We start from the raw sequence: 21,388 nt of genomic DNA, 5'->3' as shown, positions 1-21,388 counted from the left end.
AATGGTTTAAAACCCACCGTCAGAGGTTCCAATCTCATGGCGGTGGACTGTGCGAGGTTGGAACTACCGGCTTTATCGGATACCGGCGCATCTTACGATGCCCCCGCCAGCCCACCATTGAGGTGCAGCAAAGCGTACGACATAAAGCTTCTCATGTCGCCGATAAAGTCACTCAGGGTTCCAATCCCGACGCCTGATTTTGCAGGCGCGGCAAGAAGATACTGCGATTAGCGCGAGGCGACAAGGGGCATTCCCGGAAGCCGTCTCGCAAATCTGATTAATACTTAATGTCCCGCGCTTTTTGTCTTCCGGACTGTTTCATCTGACGCTTGTCCTGACGGCAGTCGTGATTGCTCTGGTTATTGTTCGCCACGCAGGCCTGCTTCACCTGCCGTGACGCGTCGCGGGTTTCCTGCCTGACATCACGTGCCACGCGCCGCTCCTGCGCCTGCTGGGTCGCACTGGCAGAAACCGAGAACAGCATCAGAAGAATGAAAGAAAGGACAGGAATGACAGATAACGATCTGTTCATAGCAACACCTCGAAGAAGAGAGCCCAGAACGTCAGGGGGGTTAGCAAAAGAATAGCAGTTTCAGAAGGGGCTGAATGGGGAAGGCGTTAATAATATAAGGCCGCACAAAGCGGCCTTATACGTTGCGTTATGCCGTCAGGCGGAACTTCTGCACCGAGCGCTGAAGATCTTCGGTCTGGCGCTCCAGCGCGGCCGCCGCGGCAGAAACCTCTTCAACCAGCGAGGCGTTTTGCTGGGTAACGCCGTCCATCTGGGTAATGGCAATCCCGACCTGCGAAATGCCCTTGCTTTGCTCCTCAGAGGCGGAAGCGATTTGCTTCATGATGGTCGTCACTTCCGTCACGTCGCGCAAAATCGCATCCATGGTGGTGCCGGTGTCGCTCACCAGCTGCGCCCCCTGCTCTACGCGGGAAACGGAGTCGGTAATCAGCCCCTCAATCTCTTTGGCCGCGTTGGCGCTGCGGCTTGCCAGGTTGCGAACTTCGCCTGCCACCACCGCGAAACCACGCCCCTGCTCACCCGCGCGCGCCGCTTCAACCGCCGCATTGAGTGCCAGGATATTGGTCTGGAAGGCAATGCTGTTGATCACGTTGGTGATTTCAGCAATTTTCTTCGAGCTTTCCGAAATCCCGCTCATGGTGGTCACCACCTCTTCCACCAGCGAGCCGCCGCGGCTGGCGGTAGTTGAGGCCACATCGGCCAGCTGGCTTGCCTGACGCGCGCTTTCCGCGTTCAGTTTCACCGTGGCGGTCAGCTGTTCCATGCTGGCTGCCGTCTCTTCCAGCGCAGCCGCCTGCTCTTCGGTACGGGAAGAGAGATCGTTGTTACCGCTGGAGATTTCCGTCGCGCCGCGCCAGATATTCTCACTGCCGGAGCGAATCGTGCTGACCGCTTCGCGCAGGCTGTCCTGCATAGCGCTCAGCAGCGGCACCAGCTGCCCCACGCAGTTACGACCGAACGGCTCAATGGGCTGGCTGAGATCGCCCTGGGCAATCTGGCGGAACTGCTGGCGAATGCGAGCCAGCGGTTTGACCAGCATCGCCACCAGGTAACGGTCGGTGAAGAGCAGGATCAGCAGGCCGATAATCGTGGCGACGATAATCACCGTGCGGGTCATGCTTGTCAGGCCGTCCACCACCACGCGGGTGCTGTCGAGCGACTTCGCGGCGGCATTGTTGAACTCCTCGGCGGCCGCGCCGAACGCACGGCTCAGCGGCGGCGTGACGTTGTTGGCCTGCTGGCGATACCCCTCCAGAGCCCCCTGCTTCGCCTGCTGCATTTGCGGCGTTACGCCCTGTTCGAGCAGCGCCTGCCAGGAGCCGATCACCCGGGAAGAGATCTGCTCATCCATCGGGCCTGGGGAGATCGCTTTCATCTCGGCCAGTTTCTTGCCCATGTTATCCAGCGCCTGTTGGGCGGAGGCCAAATCCGGCGTGCCGCCTGCGGCTTTAACTTCCATTGCGCGGCTCAGACGGGTCACAAAGCGGAAATATTGATCGTTTCCCTGGCTGAGTACCGTCATCTGTTTAACCAGTTGGCGGTCGACTTCATTGCCATCTGAAACGCGAGAAAGGGACCAGGTGCTGTACAACCCAACGCCCGCCCACATTAAACAAAAGATCCCGAGAATCGTCAGCATGACGAAACGGATCGTGAAATTACGGAGCATATTCATAAGTCTTCCTTGCCGTGAGGGTGAGTTCGCCCAGAGGCGAGTACTACTCTCGTTATCGGCAGGAAAGAGGGAAATTATAACGTTTTGTGATCATTTTTAATTAGCGTGGCTTCACTGGTCGCACAGCTGTCGTTAACCATTAAGCCCGCGCTTAGTGATGTAATTTGTGATGTGGTAAGTTCAGAATGAAAACGTTGTTTCGAAAAATTCATCAATAAGAAAGGAGACATCATGTCCTGGCACCCTTACCACGGCCGCTATGAGAGTATGCAATATCGTTATTGCGGTAAAAGTGGCCTGCGCCTGCCCGCGCTGTCGCTGGGACTGTGGCATAGCTTCGGCCACGTCCAGCCTCTTGACGCCCAGCGCGCGCTGCTACGAAAAGCCTTCGACCTCGGCATCACCCATTTCGATCTCGCCAATAACTACGGACCGCCGCCGGGCAGCGCGGAAGAGAATTTCGGCCGCCTGCTGCGTGAGGATTTTGCCGCGTACCGCGACGAGCTGATTATCTCCACCAAGGCGGGTTACGACATGTGGCCAGGGCCGTACGGTTCGGGCGGTTCACGCAAATACCTGCTCGCCAGCCTCGACCAGAGCCTGAAGCGTCTGGGCGTCGAGTACGTGGATATTTTCTATTCCCACCGCGTGGATGAAAACACGCCGATGGAAGAGACGGCCTCTGCGCTGGCCCACGCCGTGCAGAGTGGGAAAGCGCTGTATGTCGGCATTTCCTCCTACTCAACCGAGCGCACGCAAAAAATGACCGAGCTGCTGCGCGAGTGGAAGATCCCGCTGCTGATCCACCAGCCGTCCTATAACCTGCTTAACCGCTGGGTCGATAAGACCGGCTTGCTGGATGCGCTGGAAGCAAACGGTACGGGGTGTATTGCCTTCACCCCGCTGGCGCAGGGGCTGCTGACCGGAAAATACCTGAACGGTATTCCTGAAGGTTCACGCATGCAGCGCGAAGGGAATAAAGCGCGCGGCCTGACGCAGAAGATGCTGACCGACGCCAACCTGAGCAGCCTTCGCCTGCTGAATGAGATGGCGCAGGCGCGCGGACAAACCATGGCGCAGATGGCGCTAAGCTGGCTACTGAAGGATGCGCGCGTGACGTCCGTGCTGATTGGCGCAAGCCGCCCGGAACAGCTGGAAGAGAATGTTCAGGCGCTGGAAAACCTGCGCTTTACGGAGGACGAACTCAAGCGGATTGACCAGCATGTTGCGGATGGGGAGTTGAATCTGTGGCAGGCGTCGTCGGATAAATAGTGCGGTCTGATGCCCTCACCCGGCCCTCTCCCACAGGGAGAGGGCCGGGTGAGGGGAAATTACTTCTTACTGATCTTATCCAGATACCCCATCACAAACGCAGACAGCACAAACGTCAGGTGGATGATGACGTACCACATCAGTTTGTTATCCGGCACGTTCTTCGCGTCCATAAACACGCGAAGCAGGTGGATAGAGGAGATCGCCACAATCGACGCGGCCACTTTATTCTTCAGCGACGAAGCATCCATTTTGCCCAGCCAGCTGAGCTTCTCTTTACGCTCGTCGATATCGAGCTGGGAGACAAAATTCTCGTAGCCGGAGAACATCACCATCACCAGCAGCCCGCCCACCAGGGTCATATCCACCAGCGACAGCAGAACCAGAATCAGATCCGCTTCGGCAATAGAAAAAATGTTCGGCAGAACATGCCAGATTTCCTGAAAGAACTTAATCGTCAGCGCGATAAGTGCCAGCGAGAGGCCAAAATAGACGGGGGCCAGTATCCAGCGAGAGGCGTACATGGCATTTTCAAAAAAGCGTTCCATAAAGTCCTGTTTGCAAAAGAAACCAGCGCCCAGTATATCTCAACGGCGCTGGCTGTTTGCAATAACTCAACGGTACGTCACTCAGACGTTGTCTGGGTTAACCTCGGGACGTGCGTACTCCGGCCAGACAAGCCCCACCAGTTCAGGATAGGCTTCCAGACTGAACTCGCGAAAACACTGACGCAAATTTAATACGTCCAGATCGGAATAAGAGACCTTCTCGCCGTTAAGGCAGCGCTTTTTAATATTGTCATAATATTTATAGACTGCTGAATTCAGATCGCTACAGCGACGCTGCGCCTCAAACAGTCCGGGCGTGTCATTAATTTCCGACATTTTCATGCGCTTAATTGTCGCGTGTAAAAAGTCGATATATTCGTGGTTCACCCGCCAGTACCAGACAGGCGTAACGGAGTTCATCAATACAGAGAAATGGTCTTCCCCTTCCTCTTTTGTCATCAGTTCAGGTTGCGGGGGTTCACTGGTGTCTTTCGACACTTTTGTTTTATTGAACTCCTGCATCAATAAAAGCACACCAGCGGTCAGTAATAGTAATGTGATGACCGTAAAAAAGATGCTGTTCATGGGTAGGCTCCATTTTTTTTGATTTTAAATTTGCCTCATGATATTGTCAACGAATCTCACGCCTTTACCAACCCCACCCTGTTGAAAATAAAGGAAATTAAAAATGCTGCCCGACTATCTCGTCCCGGCTAAGTACCACATTACGCCTGTGGAACAGCAACCGACGGAAGCAGAAAAAGAGGCCAGTTTCACTCAGGGGAAAAGAAAGCTCTCTGATTTCGAGCCCGATATATTAATTGGTGTTTCCCGAACTGGCAAATCCCGAAATATGTTGCTGGAAGAGCACGATCGCCATATAAAAGACCGCTTATTTCGCGCCATAAAAATTGAAGCCTTTGTCCACCTGCTGAATGACCTCCAGGCCGAGGGTGAAATAGATGCCCAGAAACTAAGTCAAATAATGGCCGAGAAAACCGAAGAAATTAATGAAGCGGGCAATGAAATTTGGCTTAATTTAATTACGCGCGAAAAAAACAACCCAATTTTTTATAGCCTGGGGGAAGATTAACGTGAAAGAAGTTAAAAACAACGACGTTTATTTGACTTTAGATGATAAAAAAAGTGATGAATTTATCTTAAAGCAAAATCTCGACGCGCTGAGAAACACAAAAAATGACGAGATGACGCGTATTACACAAGACCTGGTATCGATCCCGGCGACGCTGGTTCGTCTGAAATGGCAGAATCGCCGTGAAATTTATCCGCTACAGGTCAAAGAAGAGATTTACGGTGCCGTGATGAACGCCATCATAGAACAGCGGCCTGAGCTGAAAGAGAAGCTTCTCGGACGTCTTGAGGCCAATTATCAGTATCTGCTTGCCAGAGAAATCGCCACCCTGCGTCTGACGCGCAAGCTGTCCGACAGTGAGTATCGTACCTCAAACGTCACCTGCGTGGCGCTGGATGAGGACGCGCTGGCAACTCCCTCTACCGCACCGACGGATAGCAAAAACGCATAAACCGACAGGCATAAAAAAAGCCGGCTTTCGCCAGCTTCTTTATCACTTCGAGGCCGCTTTCTCTTCGCCGACCAGTCCAATCTTCAGGTAACCCGCCTGATGCAGCGTGTCCATTACCTTCATCATGGTTTCATAATCAACGGTTTTATCCGCACGGAAGAAGACCGTTGTGTCTTTCTTACCGCCCGTAAGCTGCTCCAGCGCCGGGATGACCGAGTCGGCCGTCACCGGGTCGTTCCCGAGGAACATGGATTTATCCGCCTTCACCGACAGGTAGATAGGCTTCTCCGGGCGCGGCTGGGGCTGGCTGGAAGAGGCAGGCAGATTGACCTTCACATCAACCGTCGCCAGCGGCGCGGCTACCATGAAGATAATCAACAGAACCAGCATAACGTCGATAAACGGCGTCACGTTGATTTCATGCATTTCGCCGTTATCGTCCAGATTTTCGTTTAGACGCATCGCCATACTCTTAACCTGCGCGCAGTTTAGACGCCGCGTGCACCGGCTTAACCGAGCTGGCGTTCAGGTCGAGATCGCGGCTTTGCAGCAGCAGAACCTGCGCGGCAACGTCACCCAGCGTGGCTTTGTAGCTGCCAATCATACGCGCGAAGATGTTGTAGATAACCACCGCCGGGATAGCGGCAACCAGACCGATTGCCGTCGCCAGCAGCGCTTCTGCGATACCCGGCGCCACGACCGCCAGGTTGGTGGTTTGGGTCTGCGCGATACCGATAAAGCTGTTCATGATGCCCCAGACCGTACCGAAAAGACCGATGAACGGTGAGATCGCGCCGATGGTTGCCAGATAACCATTGCCGCGTCCCATGTGTCGGCCAACGGCCGCAACGCGACGCTCCAGGCGGAAACCGGTACGCTCTTTGATACCTTCGTTATCTTCACTGCCAGCGGAGAGTTCCAGCTCGTTCTGTGCTTCATTCACTAACAGGGTGGTAAGGCTTTTCGCGTGGAAGGATGAGGTCATGTCTGCAGCCTGATCCAGAGAGCGGGCTTCTGCCAGCTGCTGCTGTTCCCGCTTAAGGCGGCGCTTCTGCGAAAGCAGCTCGGCGCTCTTGCTGAAGAAGATAGCCCAGGTGACAACGGACGCCAGAATCAGGCCGATCATCACAATCTTAACCACGATGTCAGCATGCTGATACATGCCCCAAACGGAGAGATCCGTCTGCATCAAATTATTACCCACTCTGTATCTCCAGGACGCAAATCACAAAATCTGAGCGTAATAATATCAAAACGTCGTCGAATTGATAGTAGTTCTCATTAGTATTTGCATGGTGCCGTAATTTTCGCTCACTTTCCTTGCGCTTACGCAGTAAAAATTTCTTATGCGAATTTTTGCTAATATTTTCTGTTTATTCGATAAGCCGCGGGGTGCAGTTTTTTCCAATCGTGGTAGTCTGGACGTCCAGACGTATAAAAACAGGGTTAGCGAACATGACAAAGAAGCATCTTGATACCACGCTGGTACAGGCAGGACGCAGCAAAAAATATACGCAGGGATCGGTCAACAGCGTGATTCAACGAGCCTCCTCGCTGGTGTTTGATACCGTTGAGGAGAAAAAAATTGCCACGCGCAACCGCGCGAAAGGCGGGCTGTTTTATGGCCGTCGCGGCACGCTAACCCATTTTTCGCTGCAGGAGGCGATGTGCGAGCTGGAAGGCGGCGCGGGCTGCGCGCTGTTCCCCTGCGGGGCGGCTGCGGTGGCCAACACCATTCTGGCTTTTGTGGAACAGGGCGACCATATCCTGATGACCAACACCGCCTACGAGCCCAGCCAGGACTTCTGCACCAAAATCCTCAGCAAGCTCGGCGTAACGACCGGCTGGTTCGACCCGCTGATTGGTGAAGGCATTGCCGAACTTATTCAGCCAAACACGCGCATTGTGTTCCTGGAATCTCCGGGATCGCTCACCATGGAAGTTCACGACGTGCCGGCTATCGTGAAGGCCGTGCGCAGCAAAGCCCCAGAGGCGATCGTTATGATCGATAACACCTGGGCGGCGGGCGTGCTGTTTAAAGCCCTGGAATTCGACATTGATATCTCGATTCAGGCGGCGACGAAATACCTGATAGGCCACTCTGACGGCATGATTGGCACCGCGGTCTCCAACGCGCGCTGCTGGGATCAGCTGCGTGAAAATGCCTACCTGATGGGCCAGATGGTGGATGCAGACACGGCCTACATGACCAGCCGCGGTATCCGCACGCTGGGCGTTCGCCTGCGTCAGCACCATGAAAGCAGCCTGAAGGTGGCCGAATGGCTGGCGCAGCATCCGCAGGTTGAGCGCGTGAATCATCCCGCGTTACCGGGTAGTAAAGGCCACGAATTCTGGCAGCGTGACTTTACGGGCAGCAGCGGTTTGTTCTCGTTCGTACTGAAAAAGCGGCTAAATAACGACGAGCTGGCGAGCTATCTGGATAATTTTACCCTCTTCAGCATGGCCTACTCCTGGGGCGGTTTTGAATCCCTGATCCTGCCTAACCAGCCGGAACAGGTTGCGGCTCTGCGCCCCGGCGGAGAAGTGGACTTCAGCGGCACCCTGATTCGACTGCATATCGGTTTAGAAAATGTTGACGATCTGATTGCCGATTTAGCAGCAGGGTTCGAGCGTATCGTGTAGAGTGCTGGCTGAAAATGTACTCTCTGGACGCTTTTGTGGACACGGCAATGAGAAAAGTCTGCATGAGTTGCGCCCGGGATCAAACCCGACGGGCGAATAAGGGAGTACAATAGCGCTATATCTGCTGTTCCACAGGAAAGTCCATGGCTGTTATTCAAGATATTATCGCGGCGCTTTGGCATCACGACTTTGCCGCGCTGGCGGATCCTCACATCGTTGGTATCGTTTACCTCGTGATGTTCGCAACTCTGTTTCTGGAAAATGGATTACTGCCAGCCTCGTTTTTACCCGGTGACAGCCTGCTTTTACTTGCCGGGGCATTAATCGGGAAAGGCGTCATGGACTTCACGCCAACGATGGTTATTCTCACCTCCGCAGCCAGCCTGGGCTGCTGGCTGAGCTATCTGCAGGGCCGCTGGCTTGGGAATACCCGCGTCGTAAAAGGCTGGCTGGCGCAGTTACCGCATAAATATCATCAGCGTGCGACCTGCATGTTCGACAGGCATGGCCTGCTGGCCCTGCTGGCGGGGCGTTTCCTCGCGTTTGTTCGCACGCTTCTGCCAACGATGGCGGGCATTTCCGGTCTGTCAAACCGCCGCTTCCAGTTCTTCAACTGGCTGAGCGCTCTGCTGTGGGTGGGTGTGGTCACCACGCTCGGCTATGCGCTGAATATGATCCCCTTTGTGAAACACCATGAAGATCAGGTGATGACCTTCCTGATGGTGCTGCCGATGTTCCTGCTGGTGGCAGGGCTGGTGGGAACCATCGCGGTGGTGATTAAGAAGAAGTACTGCAGCGCCTGATCCCCTCACCCTCTCCCCATAGGGGAGAGGGGAAAAAGCTTAAGCTCCCTGCATGGTTCGGATGCGTGATGCATCCTCTCCCGGCGTGACGCCGAAATAGCGCTTAAACTCCCGACTGAACTGCGACGCGCTTTCGTAACCCACCCGCATCGCCGCCGCGCTGGCCTTCATGCCGTCGTGGATCATCAGCATCCGCGCCTTATGCAGCCGGTAGGTTTTAAGGTACTGCAGCGGCGAGGTGCTGGTCACCGACTTGAAGTTATGATGAAACGCCGAGACGCTCATGTTCGCTTCCGCCGCCAGCTGGTCGACGCTGAGGTTTTCCGTGTACTGGCTTTCAATGCGCTTGAGCACGCGGCTTATCAGGCTGAAGTGGGTCTGTCGGCTCACAAGAGCCAGTAATGCCCCGCCGCCCGGGCCCAGCAGCACATGGTAGAGAATTTCGCGGACGATCTGCTTTCCCAGAATACGCGCGTCCAGCGGCCTTTCCATCACGTCCAGCAGACGCTCTATGGCGCAGAGGATCTCTTCCGACAGCGTCGCCGAGTTAATCCCGCTCGATGCCATAGACGGCTGGAAGAACTCATCTTCGCCAATCTCCATCAGCAGCTCCTGCAGCTGAAGAATATCGACGTTGACGCGAATACCGGCCAGCGGAACGGCTTCTGTCGCGAAGGTTTCACATTCGAAGGGTAAAGGTACCGTCAGAAGCAGATATTCATTGGTGTCGTAGCGGAACACGCGCTCGTTGATATAGCCAATTTTATGGCCCGAGAAGAGAAAAACGATGCCCGGCTGGTACATGACCGGCGTGCGCGTCCCGGGCTGCGTTCCATAAAGCAGACGAATGTCAGGAAGCAGATCGCTGACGTCATTTTCTTTATCTATCAGTCTTTTAATCTGCACAGTGAGCTGATGGCAGATCGCTTCACGGTTCATATTACGTTACTCCGGGTACGGTTTCCGACGTTGACAGTGTGCGTGCTTTTCCGCGCTTTCTCCAGCGCTCTGTAGAAATGGGCAAGACATCGGCAGGAATGTGCATTGAGAGGATAGCCCCGGACGGCCACAATGTGCAGCATCAGGTCGCCCTCTGCGCCACCACGGTTTTTCACCCACTAAAGGGAACGAGCAATGAACAACTTTAATCTTCACACCCCAACCCGCATTCTGTTTGGTAAAGACGCTATCGCCGATCTGCGCGCGCAGATCCCTGCTGACGCCCGCGTACTGATCACCTACGGTGGCGGCAGCGTGAAAAAAACCGGCGTGCTGGATCAGGTTTACAGCGCCCTGGACGGTCTGGACGTGCGTGAGTTCGGCGGCATCGAGCCAAACCCGTCTTACGAAACGCTGATGAACGCGGTGAAAATCGCCCGCGAAGAGAACATAACCTTCCTGCTGGCCGTCGGCGGCGGCTCCGTGCTTGACGGCACCAAATTCATCGCGGCGGCAGCGCACTACGCTGACGGCATCGATCCGTGGCACATTCTGGAAACCCGCGGCAGCGACATTAAAAGCGCCATCCCGATGGGCTCCGTGCTGACCCTGCCAGCGACGGGCTCTGAATCCAACAAGGGCGCGGTGATCTCCCGTAAAACGACCGGCGACAAACAGGCCTTCATGAACGAACACGTTCAGCCTGTGTTCGCCATTCTGGACCCGGTTTACACCTACACCCTGCCTGCGCGTCAGGTGGCGAACGGCGTGGTCGATGCCTTTGTTCATACCGTTGAACAGTACGTCACGTATCCGGTGAATGCCAAAATTCAGGATCGCTTCGCGGAAGGCATTCTGCTGACGCTCGTCGAAGACGGCCCGAAAGCGCTGAAAGAGCCGGAAAACTATGACGTTCGCGCCAACGTAATGTGGGCCGCAACGCAGGCGCTGAACGGCCTGATCGGCGCTGGCGTGCCGCAGGACTGGGCGACCCACATGCTGGGACACGAGCTGACGGCAATGCACGGTCTGGACCACGCTCAGACGCTGGCCGTTGTGCTGCCTGCCCTGTGGAACGAAAAACGCGACACCAAGCGCGCCAAGCTGCTGCAGTACGCCGAGCGCGTGTGGAACATCACCGAGGGTTCTGAAGATGCGCGTATTGATGCCGCCATCGAAGCGACCCGCAGCTTCTTTGAAGGTCTGGGCGTGCCAACGCGTCTGTCCGGCTACGGTCTGGACGGCAGCTCCATCCCTGCTCTGCTGGCGAAACTCGAAGAACACGGCATGACCCACCTGGGCGAGCACGGCGACATTACGCTGGACGTCAGCCGTCGCATCTACGAAGCGGCACGCTAAGCGTTTTTGCCCTCCCGACTTTCGTTTTTTGACATTTCGTCCAGACTTAATGCACACCCCATCGCCGGAGGAACCCTCCGGCGATGCGCACCTGAAGGAGGAAAAATGGCAAACCAAACCGTAATCAAGCTGCAGGACGGCAACGTGATGCCCCAGCTGGGGCTAGGTGTATGGAAAGCCGGTAACGACGAGGTCGTCTCCGCCATTCATAAAGCCCTGGAAGTCGGCTATCGGTCCATTGATACCGCCGCCGCGTACAAAAACGAGGACGGCGTGGGTAAGGCACTGGCCAGCGCTGGCGTCTCCCGCGATGAGTTATTCATCACCACAAAACTGTGGAACGACGATCAAAAACGCCCCCGCGAAGCGCTGGAGGAGAGCCTGGAGAAACTCCAGCTCGATTTCGTCGATCTCTGGCTGATGCACTGGCCGGTTCCGGCCATCGACCACTACGTTGATGCCTGGAAAGGGATGATTGACCTGCAGAAAGAGGGGCTGGTGAAAAGCATCGGCGTCTGTAACTTCCAGGTTCATCACCTGCAGCGGCTGATTGACGAGACTGGCGTTGCGCCAGTGATTAACCAGATTGAGCTGCACCCGCTGATGCAGCAGCGCCAGCTTCATGCCTGGAACGCCACGCATAAAATCCAGACCGAGTCCTGGAGCCCGCTGGCGCAGGGCGGCGAAGGGGTGTTTGATCAAAAAATTATCCGTGAGCTGGCGGATAAATACGGTAAAACCCCGGCGCAAATCGTCATTCGCTGGCATCTGGACAACGGCCTGGTGGTCATACCGAAATCGGTCACGCCATCGCGCATCGCCGAGAACTTCGACGTCTGGGATTTCCGTCTGGACAAAGAAGAGCTGGGTGAGATTGCGAAGCTGGATAAGGGCAAGCGGCTTGGGCCGGACCCGGACCAGTTTGGCGGTTAAGTGCGTAAAAAAGCCGGGTGGCGGCTTCGCCATACCCGGTCTACGTGTCTACATAAAAAACCCCGGCTTGCCGGGGTTTTTTATTTACGCTTTGCGCTTCATGGGCTTCTTCACACTCGAATTACCGTTTGAACGCTGATGCACAATCGGCGTGTGCTTGGTCAGCGCCGGGCGCGTATTGCGGTTCTGGCGACGCGCTTCGCGCATCTCATCCAGCGTCGGGGCCGGTACCAGGCAGTCGCGACGCGAGCCGATCAGGTGTTTTTTACCCATCTCTTCCAGCGCCTGACGGATCAGCGGCCAGTTTTTCGGATCGTGGTAACGCAGCAGCGCTTTATGCAGACGACGCTGTTTATCCCCTTTCGGCACCACCACCTCTTCACTCTTATAACCAATCTTACTCAGCGGGTTCTTGCCGGTGTAATACATGGTCGTCGAGTTGGCGAGCGGTGACGGATAGAAGTTCTGCACCTGATCCAGGCGGAAGCGACGCTGCTTCAGCCACAGCGCCAGGTTCACCATGTCTTCATCGCGCGTGCCCGGGTGGGCGGAGATGAAGTATGGGATCAGATACTGCTCTTTACCCGCCTGCTTCGAATAGGTATCGAACAGCTCTTTAAAGCGATCGTAGCTGCCCATGCCCGGCTTCATCATTTTCGACAGCGGGCCTTCCTCGGTGTGCTCCGGCGCAATCTTCAGATAGCCGCCGACGTGGTGCGTCGCCAGCTCTTTGATGTAGCGCGGATCTTCCACGGCGATGTCGTAACGTACCCCGGACGCGATCAGGATCTTTTTGATGCCCTTCAGGTCGCGCGCGCGGCGGTAGAGGTTGATCGTCGGCTCATGGTTGGTGTCCATGTGCTCGCAAATGCTCGGGTAGACGCAGGAGAGGCGACGGCAGGTTTGCTCCGCGCGCGGCGATTTGCAGCGCAGCATGTACATGTTCGCGGTTGGGCCGCCAAGGTCGGAAATCACGCCGGTAAAGCCCGGAACCGAGTCGCGAATCGCTTCGATCTCATTGATGATCGAATCTTCAGAGCGGCTCTGGATAATACGCCCTTCGTGCTCGGTAATGGAGCAGAAGGAACAGCCGCCGAAGCAGCCGCGCATGATGTTGATCGAGAAGCGGATCATCTCATACGCCGGGATACGGGCGTTGCCGTACGCCGGGTGCGGAACGCGCTTGTACGGCAGCGCAAAGACGCTGTCCATCTCTTCGGTGGAGAGCGGGATCGCCGGCGGGTTAATCCAGATAAAGCGCTCGCCGTGCTTCTGCATCAGCGCGCGGGCGCAGCCCGGGTTGGTTTCATGGTGCAGAATACGGGACGCGTGCGCGTAGAGCACCTTGTCGGCTTTCACCTTCTCGTAGGACGGCAGCAGCACGTAGGTCTTTTCCCACGGTTTCGGGCGCGGCGGCTGCACAACGATAGCCTTCGCTTCCGCTTTTTTCGGCTCAACCGGCTTGTTATCGGCACACGGCAGATCTTCGCCGTACGGGTGCGGGATCGGGTCGATTTTGCCCGGCATATCAATGATGCGGGAATCCACCCCGCTCCAGCCCGGCAGCGCCTCTTTCACCATAATGGCGGTATTGCGCACGTCGCGGATGCTGCTCACCGGTTCACCCTGCGACAGACGGTGCGCCACTTCCACCAGCGGACGCTCGCCGTTACCGTAAATCAGCATGTCGGCTTTGGAATCCACCAGCACCGAGCGGCGTACTGTATCTGACCAGTAGTCGTAGTGCGCGGTACGGCGCAGGCTCGCCTCGATGCCGCCCAGGATCACCGGCACGTCTTTCCAGGCTTCTTTACAGCGCTGGGTATAGACCAGGGTTGCGCGGTCGGGGCGTTTACCCGCCACGTTATCCGGAGTGTAGGCGTCGTCATGACGCAGCTTGCGGTCGGCGGTATAGCGGTTGATCATCGAGTCCATGTTGCCTGCGGTGACGCCGAAGAACAGGTTCGGTTTACCCAGACGCATAAAGTCGTCTTTGCTGTTCCAGTCAGGCTGGGAGATGATCCCCACGCGGAAGCCCTGCGCCTCAAGCATACGGCCACAGATGGCCATACCGAAGCTCGGATGGTCAACGTAGGCATCGCCCGTGACCAGAATGATGTCGCAGCTGTCCCAGCCCAGTTGGTCCATCTCTTCCCGGGACATCGGCAGGAACGGCGCCGGTCCAAAGCAGGCCGCCCAGTACTGGGGCCAGGAGAAGAGGTCACGATCCGGCTGGATCAGGGAAATTGCGCTCATAATGCTTCCGAAGAAAAAATAGACAAAAGGAGCGGGATTATACGCTGTTCATCCGCCAGATTTGAAGAAAAGGATGCATGAAGCAGGCAGATATTCGTGGAAGTCGTTAAAATACGGCGCCCTGATAATTTTGAATCATAATATTCACTATATTTTCCGGTGATTTGCCCCGGAACGTGTTATTGCGCGGAGCTCTGTCGTGAAGCCCAACGATTCGTTACATGTATCCCAGCTGCGGGTTGTCCTTCACCTCTGCGGTTTTCTGGTTCTGCTGTACAGCCTTTCCATGCTGCCGCCGATGGTTATCGCCCTGCTGAATAAAGAGCGGACCTACTTTGCCTTTCTGACCACCTTTTTAACCTTTTTTACTCTCGGAGGGTTAACCTGGCGGGCAACCCGTCACGCGGGCATACAGCTTCGCACCCGCGACGGGTTTGTGATTATCGTGCTGTTCTGGCTGCTGTTTTCATTCATTAGCGCCATGCCGCTCTGGATGGATGACGGGCTACAGCTCTCCTTTGCCGACGCGCTCTTTGAAGGGGTTTCCGGGATCACCACCACCGGGGCAACGGTAATCGGGGACGTCAGCGCCCTGCCTAAGTCGTACCTTTATTACCGCGCACAGCTGAATTTCATTGGCGGGTTAGGCGTCATCGTGCTGGCCGTCGCGGTCCTGCCGCTGCTGGGCATCGGCGGCATGAAGCTCTATCAGTCAGAGATGCCGGGGCCGTTCAAGGAGGAACGTCTGACTCCCCGCCTTGCCGATACCGCGCGCACGCTGTGGGTGACCTACTTCGCGCTGGGCGTGGCCTGCACCCTGGCCTACTGGCTGGCGGGAATGTCATTTTTTGACGCCCTCTGTCACGGGCTGTCGACCGTGTCGTTGGGCGGGTTCTCCACCCGCAGCGAGAGCATTGGGTTTTATGACAGCCACGCGATTGAGCTGGTCGCCGGGGCGTTTTCACTGCTCTCCGCGTTCAACTTCACCCTCTGGTACGTCGCCATTGTCAGACGCACCCTGAAACCGATTCGCCGCAGCCCGGAGGTTAAATTCTTTCTGAGCGCCGCTGCGGTGATTATTGTCATCACCGCCTGGCAGGTCTGGCATGCCGGGATGTACAACGCCACGGATAGCCTGGTGCACGCCTTCTTCCTTGCCAGTTCGATGATGACCGATAACGGCCTTTCGACCGCCGACTATGCCCAATGGCCCGCACACACCATTTTCCTGCTGTTGAGCGCCAGCTTTTTTGGCGGCTGCGTAGGCTCGACCTGCGGCGGGATCAAAGCCCTGCGTTTTCTCATTATGTTCAAGCAGAGTATTCAGGAGATGAACCAGCTGGCGCATCCGAGAGCGCTGTTGAGCATTAAGGTGGGCAAAAGCGTGGTGAATGAACGCGTCCTGCGCTCGGTATGGAGCTTCTTTTTTCTCTACGTCATGATCACGGGCTTTTTTGTCTGGTCGCTCAATCTGATGGGCTACGACCTGTTTACCTCATTCGCAACGGTTGCCGCCTGCATCAACAACATGGGGCTGGGGTTTGGCGAGACGGCGTCGACGTTTGGCACGTTAACAGAGGGGGCAAAACTGCTGATGTGCGCGGCAATGATCTTAGGGCGTCTGGAAATTTACCCGGTGCTGATTCTGTTCTCGCGCTTTTTCTGGCGGGCATAAACCATTCCCGGCGAACCGGGAATGTTGGGTTAAGGTGCGGGGTTGATCAGCATCTGCCCCACGGAGCCCCTGTCCATCATCTCCAGCGTCTGGCTGTGGAACAGGAACGGGAAGTGCGGCCACGAAGGCTGACCGTAATAGACAAGCAGTTCAACCTGACCGTCTACCCAGACGGTATCTTTCCAGCCGCGGTCTTCCGGGAACGGTATCGCGCCGTTGACGTTGCGGATCAGGAATGACACCCCTTCAATATGGAACGACTGCGGCATATCTGAACGGACCGTCCAGCGCTCCCAGGTGCCCTGCTGCGCGGTAATGTCGATGCGGTTGACGTCCCACAGCGCGCCGTTGATCCCCGGATCGTCGCCCAGGCTGATATCACGGCTGCGCACCGGCGAGCCGCTCATGATCTCCTGCGGCAGCAGGCGCATTGGCAGGCTATCGGTCACCAGCGGCAGCAGACCGGTTGGACGCAGGGTCAGCACCAGGGTCGAGACAAGTATGCTTGACGGTTCAAAGAACCCGCGAATACGGTCAACAATGCTCGCCGCTTCACCGCAGGTTAGCGACACTTCATCCCCGTTGGTCATGTCCACGAGAATTTCGCGACGTTCACCCGGCGAGAGCGCCAGCTGTTTGACGGAAACCGGCGCCGGCAAAAAGCCCTGGTCGCCGGAAATCACGTGCAGCGGACGGCCATCGCTCATTTGCAGCTGATAGCGGCGCGAGTTAGAGGCGTTGAGCAGGCGAAGGCGCACCCAGCCGCGCGAGACCTCGACGTACGGGCTTTGCGCGCCGTTGACCAGCAGCGTATCGCCGACGAAGCCACCGCTGCCCGGCTCGCTGTATTCCGGCGTACCGAAATTATCCAGACGTTTGTCCTGGATGATAATCGGGAAATCATCCACACCGTAGTGGTTCGGGATCGGCAGGGATTTGCTGACCTCATCTTCCACCAGCCACATTCCGGCCAGGCCGTTATAGACCTGCTGCGCCGTGCGGTTAGGCGTGTTGGCGTGATACCACAGGGTTGCTGCGCTCTGGCGAATCGGCAGAACCGGCGCCCAGTCGGCGCTGGGTGACATCATTCGCGCCGCGCCGCCAATCAACGGGCCAGGCACCTGTAAACCGCTGATGGTCATGGCGACATTTTCAGGGGTACGGTTACTGTAGATGAGCTTAACGTCATCGCCATTCCACACGCGTATGGTCGGCCCAAGATAACGTCCGTTAATGCCCCAGACAGGCGCGCGCGTCCCCTGGGTGAAGGACCAGTGGCTGCGCTGCAGCGTCAGGAAAAGCGGCTGACCGCGACGGGATTCAATTAATGGCGGAATAGGCAGCGGCTGTTGCTGCCCGGCGGCGCTGGCTGTCAGCGGCATCGCACCCGCACAAAGGGCGATCCCGGAAGCCTGAATAAACTGACGCCGACTGAGTGACATATAAGCTCCATCTGAAACGACTAACAACGCGGGAATTCGTTTTCCCTTCAACGCCGGATTAAATCTTACCGGCGGCTTCTCTCTCTGCGACTTCTTTGTCGAGCTGCGCAATATGCTGAGCCATCAGCTCACGGCAGTGCGCTGCCAGCTCGCGCACCTGGTCTTTACCGTATTTGCTGGTATCGACGGGTGGCAGCATTTCGACAATCACCAGCCCGTTATTCAGGCGGTTAAGATTAATCTTATTCGAAGTATTGGAAACGCACACAGGAATAATTGGAACACCTGCCGCAATTGCGGCATGAAACGCCCCGGTTTTAAACGGCAGCAGGCCGCGGCCGCGGCTGCGCGTTCCTTCCGGGAACATCCAGATTGAGATTTTGCGCTTTTTAAAATGATTCACCACTTCCGCAATGGTGCTGTGCGCTTTCGCCCGGTTGTTACGGTCAATCAGCAGGTTACCGGTCAGCCAGTACAGCTGGCCAAAAAACGGGATCCACAGCAGACTTTTTTTCCCTACCGTCACGGTCGGCGGTAAAACGATATTTGCGGCGGTCACCATATCGTAATTGTTCTGATGGTTAGCGATATAGATGGCGTTACCGAAATTCTCCGCCCCTTCAGGCAGACGTTTCTCAACCTTCAGGCCAAACAGCGGCGCAAGACGCCCGAACATATGGCCGAAGGTGGCAACATGCTTAGGATTACGCGGACTGAACAGGCAATAGATGCAGCCGAAAATACAGACCAGAATGCAGTAGATAACGGTAAGAATAAGACGAACAATATATAGCATAGCGACCTCTGAAGCCCCAACAGCTGACAATTATACTTCACCTGTGGCCAGGTAAGGACTTTATTACGAGCGCGTATTGTTAATCGCAACGCACGAATTAACAACGATTTTACGGGAAATTTTATTGAAACTCCCCCTCCGGGCAGAGGGGGATATCACGACATTACTCTTCGCTGTCACCCGCAGCGCTGCGTGCAGGAGAGTCAATCTCCACGCGGTCGATGCGCTGCAGGCCGCGCATCAGCGAGCCGCGGCGACCGCGCTCACCCACCACTTTCTGCAGCTCTTCCGGACGAAGCTTGATCTTACGCTTGCCGACGTGAATGGTCAGCGTGCTCTGCGGCGGCAGGAGGAAGAGGTGCGCCAGGCCATCTTCGCCTTTCGCGGCTTCCGCCGACGGGATGTTGATGATCTTGTTACCCTTGCCTTTAGACAGCTCCGGCAGATCGCTGACCGGGAACATCAGCATACGTCCGGCGGTAGTGATCGCCAGCAGCATGTCGCTTTCGTTCTCAATCACCAGCGGCGCCATCACGTGGGCGTTGTCCGGCAGGCTTATCAGCGCCTTACCGGCACGGTTACGGGAGACCAGGTCGTTAAAGGTACAGATAAAGCCGTAGCCCGCATCGGACGCCAGCAGCAGCTTCTGGTCATCGGCTTCCATCAGCATATGGTCAACCGTCGCCCCCGGCGGCAGCGTCAGCTTGCCGGTGAGCGGCTCGCCCTGCCCGCGCGCGGAAGGCAGCGTGATCGGGTCGATGGCGTAGCTGCGGCCGGTGGAATCGATAAACGCCACCGGCTGGTTGCTCTTGCCTTTCACCGCCGCTTTGAAGCTGTCGCCCGCTTTGTAGCTCAGCCCCGGCGCGTCGATATCGTGGCCTTTGGCGCTACGCACCCAGCCGCTCTGCGACAGAACAATGGTGACCGGCTCGGACGGCTGCATGTCGTGCTCGTTCATCGCCTTCGCTTCTTCGCGCTCGTGCAGCGGAGAACGACGGTCGTCGCCGAAGGCGTCTGCATCGGCCTGCAGCTCTTTCTTCAGCAGGGTGTTCATCTTGCGCTCGGACGCGAGGATCGCCTGCAGCTGATCGCGCTCTTTTTCCAGCTCGTTCTGCTCGCCGCGGATCTTCATCTCTTCCAGTTTGGCGAGATGGCGCAGCTTCAGTTCGAGGATCGCTTCGGCCTGGGTTTCGCTGATGCCAAAGCGCGACATCAGCGCCGGCTTCGGCTCGTCCTCGGTACGGATGATCTCAATCACTTCGTCGATATTGAGGAACGCCACCAGCAAACCTTCAAGGATATGAAGGCGCTTAAGCACTTTCTCCAGACGATGGTTCAGACGACGACGGACAGTATCGCGGCGGAAGGTCAGCCATTCGGTGAGGATCTCCAGCAGGTTTTTCACCGCCGGGCGTCCGTCGAGGCCAATCATGTTCAGGTTGATGCGGTAGCTTTTTTCCAGATCGGTGGTAGCGAACAGGTGGTTCATCACCTGCTCCATGTCCACGCGGTTGGAACGCGGCACGATCACCAGGCGGGTCGGGTTCTCGTGATCCGATTCGTCGCGCAGGTCGTCCACCATCGGCAGCTTTTTATTGCGCATCTGGGAGGCGATCTGCTCCAGCACTTTGGCACCGGAAACCTGATGCGGCAGCGCGGTGATCACCACGGCGCCGTCCTCTTTATTCCACACCGCGCGCATGCGCACGGAGCCGCGACCGTTCTGGTAGATTTTGCGGATTTCCGCGCGCGAGGTGATGATCTCAGCTTCGGTCGGGAAATCTGGCCCCTGCACGATATCCAGCAGCTCGTCGAGCGTCGCTTTCGGCTGCTCGATGAGGGTAATGGCGGCTTTCGCCACTTCACGCAGGTTGTGCGGCGGAATGTCCGTCGCCATACCGACGGCGATACCGGTGGTACCGTTCAGCAGGATGTTCGGCAGACGCGCAGGCAGCATCTTCGGCTCCTGCATCGTACCGTCGAAGTTTGGCACCCAGTCCACGGTTCCCTGACCCAGCTCGCCCAGCAGCACTTCGGCATATTTAGAGAGACGGGATTCGGTATAACGCATCGCCGCGAAGGATTTCGGATCGTCCGGCGCACCCCAGTTCCCCTGCCCGTCCACCAGCGGGTAGCGGTAAGAGAACGGCTGCGCCATCAGCACCATCGCTTCATAACAGGCGCTGTCGCCGTGCGGATGGTATTTACCCAGTACGTCACCGACGGTACGGGCGGATTTCTTAAACTTGGCGGTGGCGTTCAGCCCCAGTTCGGACATCGCATAGACGATGCGGCGCTGAACGGGCTTCAGGCCATCCCCGATAAACGGCAACGCCCTGTCCATGATGACGTACATGGAGTAGTTCAGGTAGGCGTTTTCCGTGAATTCATGTAGCGCGAGGCGCTCTGCCATATCGCTCATTACGTGTGATTCCTCAACTCAGAAACCGAAGGGTTTCAGGCAATATTGCCGCAGATACTACCTCATCTGATGAATTGAGTCACAAAGAAAAAGGGCCGCACAGGCGGCCCTTTTCGGGTTATTTGTCCAGCTTAATAACCTGCTTCACGTCGATTTCAAACTCGTTCCAGTCTTTATCGACTTTACCCTGCAGTTCAACTTTATCCTGCGGAGTGACGGTCACGCCGTTCCAGCGCTTGTGGTCAATCTCAACTACGACCGTGCCGGACTCATCGCGGAAGGTGTAGCGGTCATCGGACAGGCGCTCGGTAATGTTCCCGCGCAGCTTCACCCAGGCATCGTCCTTCAGGTCTTTCACTTTTGCCGCGGTGGTGAGGTTAGCGTTGTTATCGACAAAACCGCCCTGCTGAGTTTGCGTCTGGGTCTGTGTCTGTGTGGCCGATGGGCCAGTAAAACCGCCCTGAGCAGCAAAGACCGGCGCGGTGGTCATCATCATGATGGCAGCAATTGCAGCGAATTTTTTCATCTTCATCTCTCCCTTTAATGTCG

Annotated in this window: 20 protein-coding genes; 8 read left to right on the top strand and 12 right to left on the bottom strand. The window is 56.5% G+C overall.

Annotated elements, in window-relative coordinates; all coding sequences use genetic code 11:
- Positions 1 to 277: 277 nt before the first annotated feature.
- Both DFO52_RS12860 and DFO52_RS12855 read right to left on the bottom strand, forming a co-directional pair.
- Complete coding sequence (locus DFO52_RS12860; RefSeq protein WP_133550510.1) at positions 278 to 532, bottom strand: hypothetical protein; 255 nt, start codon at positions 530 to 532, stop codon at positions 278 to 280.
- A 127-nt stretch (positions 533 to 659) separates the two neighbouring features.
- Entirely contained in the window at positions 660 to 2,207 is a 1,548-nt protein-coding gene (locus DFO52_RS12855; RefSeq protein ID WP_059347672.1) for a methyl-accepting chemotaxis protein, read from the bottom strand.
- Between the two features lie 231 nt (positions 2,208 to 2,438).
- Here DFO52_RS12855 and DFO52_RS12850 point away from each other — a divergent pair, with 231 nt between their 5' ends.
- A complete protein-coding gene (locus DFO52_RS12850; RefSeq protein WP_133550509.1) occupies positions 2,439 to 3,479 on the top strand; it encodes an aldo/keto reductase in 1,041 nt (346 codons plus the stop codon).
- A 59-nt stretch (positions 3,480 to 3,538) separates the two neighbouring features.
- Here the strand turns inward: DFO52_RS12850 and DFO52_RS12845 are convergent, their stop codons facing one another.
- Complete coding sequence (locus tag DFO52_RS12845; protein ID WP_023309169.1) at positions 3,539 to 4,027, bottom strand: TIGR00645 family protein; 489 nt, start codon at positions 4,025 to 4,027, stop codon at positions 3,539 to 3,541.
- An 81-nt stretch (positions 4,028 to 4,108) separates the two neighbouring features.
- Positions 4,109 to 4,612 carry a hypothetical protein gene (locus DFO52_RS12840; RefSeq protein WP_047646351.1) on the bottom strand — a complete coding sequence of 168 codons (504 nt, stop codon included), beginning with the start codon at positions 4,610 to 4,612 and terminating at the stop codon, positions 4,109 to 4,111.
- A 103-nt stretch (positions 4,613 to 4,715) separates the two neighbouring features.
- Here DFO52_RS12840 and DFO52_RS12835 point away from each other — a divergent pair, with 103 nt between their 5' ends.
- Together DFO52_RS12835 and DFO52_RS12830 are read left to right on the top strand one after the other, a co-directional pair.
- Positions 4,716 to 5,120, top strand: a complete 405-nt coding sequence (locus DFO52_RS12835) for a hypothetical protein (protein WP_023309171.1) — start codon at positions 4,716 to 4,718, stop codon at positions 5,118 to 5,120.
- A 1-nt stretch (position 5,121) separates the two neighbouring features.
- Positions 5,122 to 5,571, top strand: coding sequence for a cytoplasmic protein (locus tag DFO52_RS12830; protein ID WP_133550508.1), 450 nt, complete (start codon positions 5,122 to 5,124; stop codon positions 5,569 to 5,571).
- Between the two features lie 42 nt (positions 5,572 to 5,613).
- Here DFO52_RS12830 and exbD read toward each other — a convergent pair whose 3' ends face one another.
- Positions 5,614 to 6,039: a TonB system transport protein ExbD gene (gene exbD / locus DFO52_RS12825; RefSeq protein ID WP_023309173.1), complete on the bottom strand. Its 426-nt coding sequence runs from the start codon at positions 6,037 to 6,039 to the stop codon at positions 5,614 to 5,616.
- A 4-nt stretch (positions 6,040 to 6,043) separates the two neighbouring features.
- Complete coding sequence (gene exbB, locus DFO52_RS12820) at positions 6,044 to 6,775, bottom strand: tol-pal system-associated acyl-CoA thioesterase (protein ID WP_023309174.1); 732 nt, start codon at positions 6,773 to 6,775, stop codon at positions 6,044 to 6,046.
- A 251-nt stretch (positions 6,776 to 7,026) separates the two neighbouring features.
- Here exbB and metC point away from each other — a divergent pair, with 251 nt between their 5' ends.
- Together metC and yghB are read left to right on the top strand one after the other, a co-directional pair.
- The gene (gene metC / locus DFO52_RS12815; protein WP_047646352.1) at positions 7,027 to 8,214 is read left to right on the top strand and encodes a cystathionine beta-lyase; all 1,188 of its coding nucleotides are present in this window, start codon (positions 7,027 to 7,029) and stop codon (positions 8,212 to 8,214) included.
- 143 nt (positions 8,215 to 8,357) lie between these two features.
- Complete coding sequence (gene yghB, locus DFO52_RS12810) at positions 8,358 to 9,017, top strand: DedA family general envelope maintenance protein YghB (RefSeq protein ID WP_029740714.1); 660 nt, start codon at positions 8,358 to 8,360, stop codon at positions 9,015 to 9,017.
- 39 nt (positions 9,018 to 9,056) lie between these two features.
- Here yghB and DFO52_RS12805 read toward each other — a convergent pair whose 3' ends face one another.
- A complete protein-coding gene (locus DFO52_RS12805) occupies positions 9,057 to 9,956 on the bottom strand; it encodes an AraC family transcriptional regulator (RefSeq protein ID WP_133550507.1) in 900 nt (299 codons plus the stop codon).
- Positions 9,957 to 10,151: 195 nt separating this feature from the next.
- Here DFO52_RS12805 and yqhD point away from each other — a divergent pair, with 195 nt between their 5' ends.
- Together yqhD and dkgA are read left to right on the top strand one after the other, a co-directional pair.
- Positions 10,152 to 11,315, top strand: coding sequence for an alcohol dehydrogenase (yqhD, locus tag DFO52_RS12800; RefSeq protein WP_047646353.1), 1,164 nt, complete (start codon positions 10,152 to 10,154; stop codon positions 11,313 to 11,315).
- 105 nt (positions 11,316 to 11,420) lie between these two features.
- Positions 11,421 to 12,248 (top strand): 2,5-didehydrogluconate reductase DkgA, encoded by an 828-nt coding sequence (gene dkgA / locus DFO52_RS12795; protein WP_047646354.1) that lies wholly within the window; start codon positions 11,421 to 11,423, stop codon positions 12,246 to 12,248.
- A gap of 84 nt (positions 12,249 to 12,332) precedes the next feature.
- Here the strand turns inward: dkgA and DFO52_RS12790 are convergent, their stop codons facing one another.
- On the bottom strand, positions 12,333 to 14,504 hold the full coding sequence (locus DFO52_RS12790) for a YgiQ family radical SAM protein (protein WP_047646355.1): 2,172 nt from the start codon (positions 14,502 to 14,504) through the stop codon (positions 12,333 to 12,335).
- A gap of 199 nt (positions 14,505 to 14,703) precedes the next feature.
- Between DFO52_RS12790 and DFO52_RS12785 the strand changes: the two genes are divergently transcribed.
- Positions 14,704 to 16,179: a TrkH family potassium uptake protein gene (locus tag DFO52_RS12785; protein WP_029740709.1), complete on the top strand. Its 1,476-nt coding sequence runs from the start codon at positions 14,704 to 14,706 to the stop codon at positions 16,177 to 16,179.
- 29 nt (positions 16,180 to 16,208) lie between these two features.
- Here DFO52_RS12785 and ftsP read toward each other — a convergent pair whose 3' ends face one another.
- The 4 genes from ftsP to DFO52_RS12765 all read right to left on the bottom strand — a co-directional run bounded on the left by ftsP (position 16,209) and on the right by DFO52_RS12765 (position 21,365).
- On the bottom strand, positions 16,209 to 17,621 hold the full coding sequence (gene ftsP / locus DFO52_RS12780; protein WP_133550506.1) for a cell division protein FtsP: 1,413 nt from the start codon (positions 17,619 to 17,621) through the stop codon (positions 16,209 to 16,211).
- A 58-nt stretch (positions 17,622 to 17,679) separates the two neighbouring features.
- Positions 17,680 to 18,417 carry a 1-acylglycerol-3-phosphate O-acyltransferase gene (gene plsC, locus DFO52_RS12775; protein ID WP_029740707.1) on the bottom strand — a complete coding sequence of 246 codons (738 nt, stop codon included), beginning with the start codon at positions 18,415 to 18,417 and terminating at the stop codon, positions 17,680 to 17,682.
- Positions 18,418 to 18,580: 163 nt separating this feature from the next.
- A complete protein-coding gene (gene parC / locus DFO52_RS12770; protein ID WP_032659942.1) occupies positions 18,581 to 20,839 on the bottom strand; it encodes a DNA topoisomerase IV subunit A in 2,259 nt (752 codons plus the stop codon).
- A 118-nt stretch (positions 20,840 to 20,957) separates the two neighbouring features.
- Positions 20,958 to 21,365: a NirD/YgiW/YdeI family stress tolerance protein gene (locus DFO52_RS12765; RefSeq protein ID WP_121932331.1), complete on the bottom strand. Its 408-nt coding sequence runs from the start codon at positions 21,363 to 21,365 to the stop codon at positions 20,958 to 20,960.
- Positions 21,366 to 21,388 lie beyond the last annotated feature (23 nt).

This window comes from Enterobacter sp. AG326, assembly GCF_004362415.1.
In the GTDB taxonomy this organism is placed as follows: Bacteria; Pseudomonadota; Gammaproteobacteria; order Enterobacterales; family Enterobacteriaceae; genus Enterobacter; species Enterobacter asburiae.
The sequence above is the reverse complement of the archived record's forward strand: the minus strand, read 5'-3'. Positions and strand labels throughout refer to the sequence as shown.

Bases quoted from the DNA above. Each gene is read 5' to 3' on its own strand.
- DFO52_RS12860 (WP_133550510.1), bottom strand. From the start codon at position 532: ATGAACAGATCGTTATCTGTCATTCCTGTCCTTTCTTTCATTCTTCTG.
- DFO52_RS12855 (WP_059347672.1), bottom strand. From the start codon at position 2,207: ATGAATATGCTCCGTAATTTCACGATCCGTTTCGTCATGCTGACGATT.
- DFO52_RS12850 (WP_133550509.1), top strand. From the start codon at position 2,439: ATGTCCTGGCACCCTTACCACGGCCGCTATGAGAGTATGCAATATCGT.
- DFO52_RS12845 (WP_023309169.1), bottom strand. From the start codon at position 4,027: ATGGAACGCTTTTTTGAAAATGCCATGTACGCCTCTCGCTGGATACTG.
- DFO52_RS12840 (WP_047646351.1), bottom strand. From the start codon at position 4,612: ATGAACAGCATCTTTTTTACGGTCATCACATTACTATTACTGACCGCT.
- DFO52_RS12835 (WP_023309171.1), top strand. From the start codon at position 4,716: ATGCTGCCCGACTATCTCGTCCCGGCTAAGTACCACATTACGCCTGTG.
- exbD (WP_023309173.1), bottom strand. From the start codon at position 6,039: ATGGCGATGCGTCTAAACGAAAATCTGGACGATAACGGCGAAATGCAT.
- metC (WP_047646352.1), top strand. From the start codon at position 7,027: ATGACAAAGAAGCATCTTGATACCACGCTGGTACAGGCAGGACGCAGC.
- yghB (WP_029740714.1), top strand. From the start codon at position 8,358: ATGGCTGTTATTCAAGATATTATCGCGGCGCTTTGGCATCACGACTTT.
- DFO52_RS12805 (WP_133550507.1), bottom strand. From the start codon at position 9,956: ATGAACCGTGAAGCGATCTGCCATCAGCTCACTGTGCAGATTAAAAGA.
- yqhD (WP_047646353.1), top strand. From the start codon at position 10,152: ATGAACAACTTTAATCTTCACACCCCAACCCGCATTCTGTTTGGTAAA.
- dkgA (WP_047646354.1), top strand. From the start codon at position 11,421: ATGGCAAACCAAACCGTAATCAAGCTGCAGGACGGCAACGTGATGCCC.
- DFO52_RS12790 (WP_047646355.1), bottom strand. From the start codon at position 14,504: ATGAGCGCAATTTCCCTGATCCAGCCGGATCGTGACCTCTTCTCCTGG.
- ftsP (WP_133550506.1), bottom strand. From the start codon at position 17,621: ATGTCACTCAGTCGGCGTCAGTTTATTCAGGCTTCCGGGATCGCCCTT.
- plsC (WP_029740707.1), bottom strand. From the start codon at position 18,417: ATGCTATATATTGTTCGTCTTATTCTTACCGTTATCTACTGCATTCTG.
- parC (WP_032659942.1), bottom strand. From the start codon at position 20,839: ATGAGCGATATGGCAGAGCGCCTCGCGCTACATGAATTCACGGAAAAC.
- DFO52_RS12765 (WP_121932331.1), bottom strand. From the start codon at position 21,365: ATGAAAAAATTCGCTGCAATTGCTGCCATCATGATGATGACCACCGCG.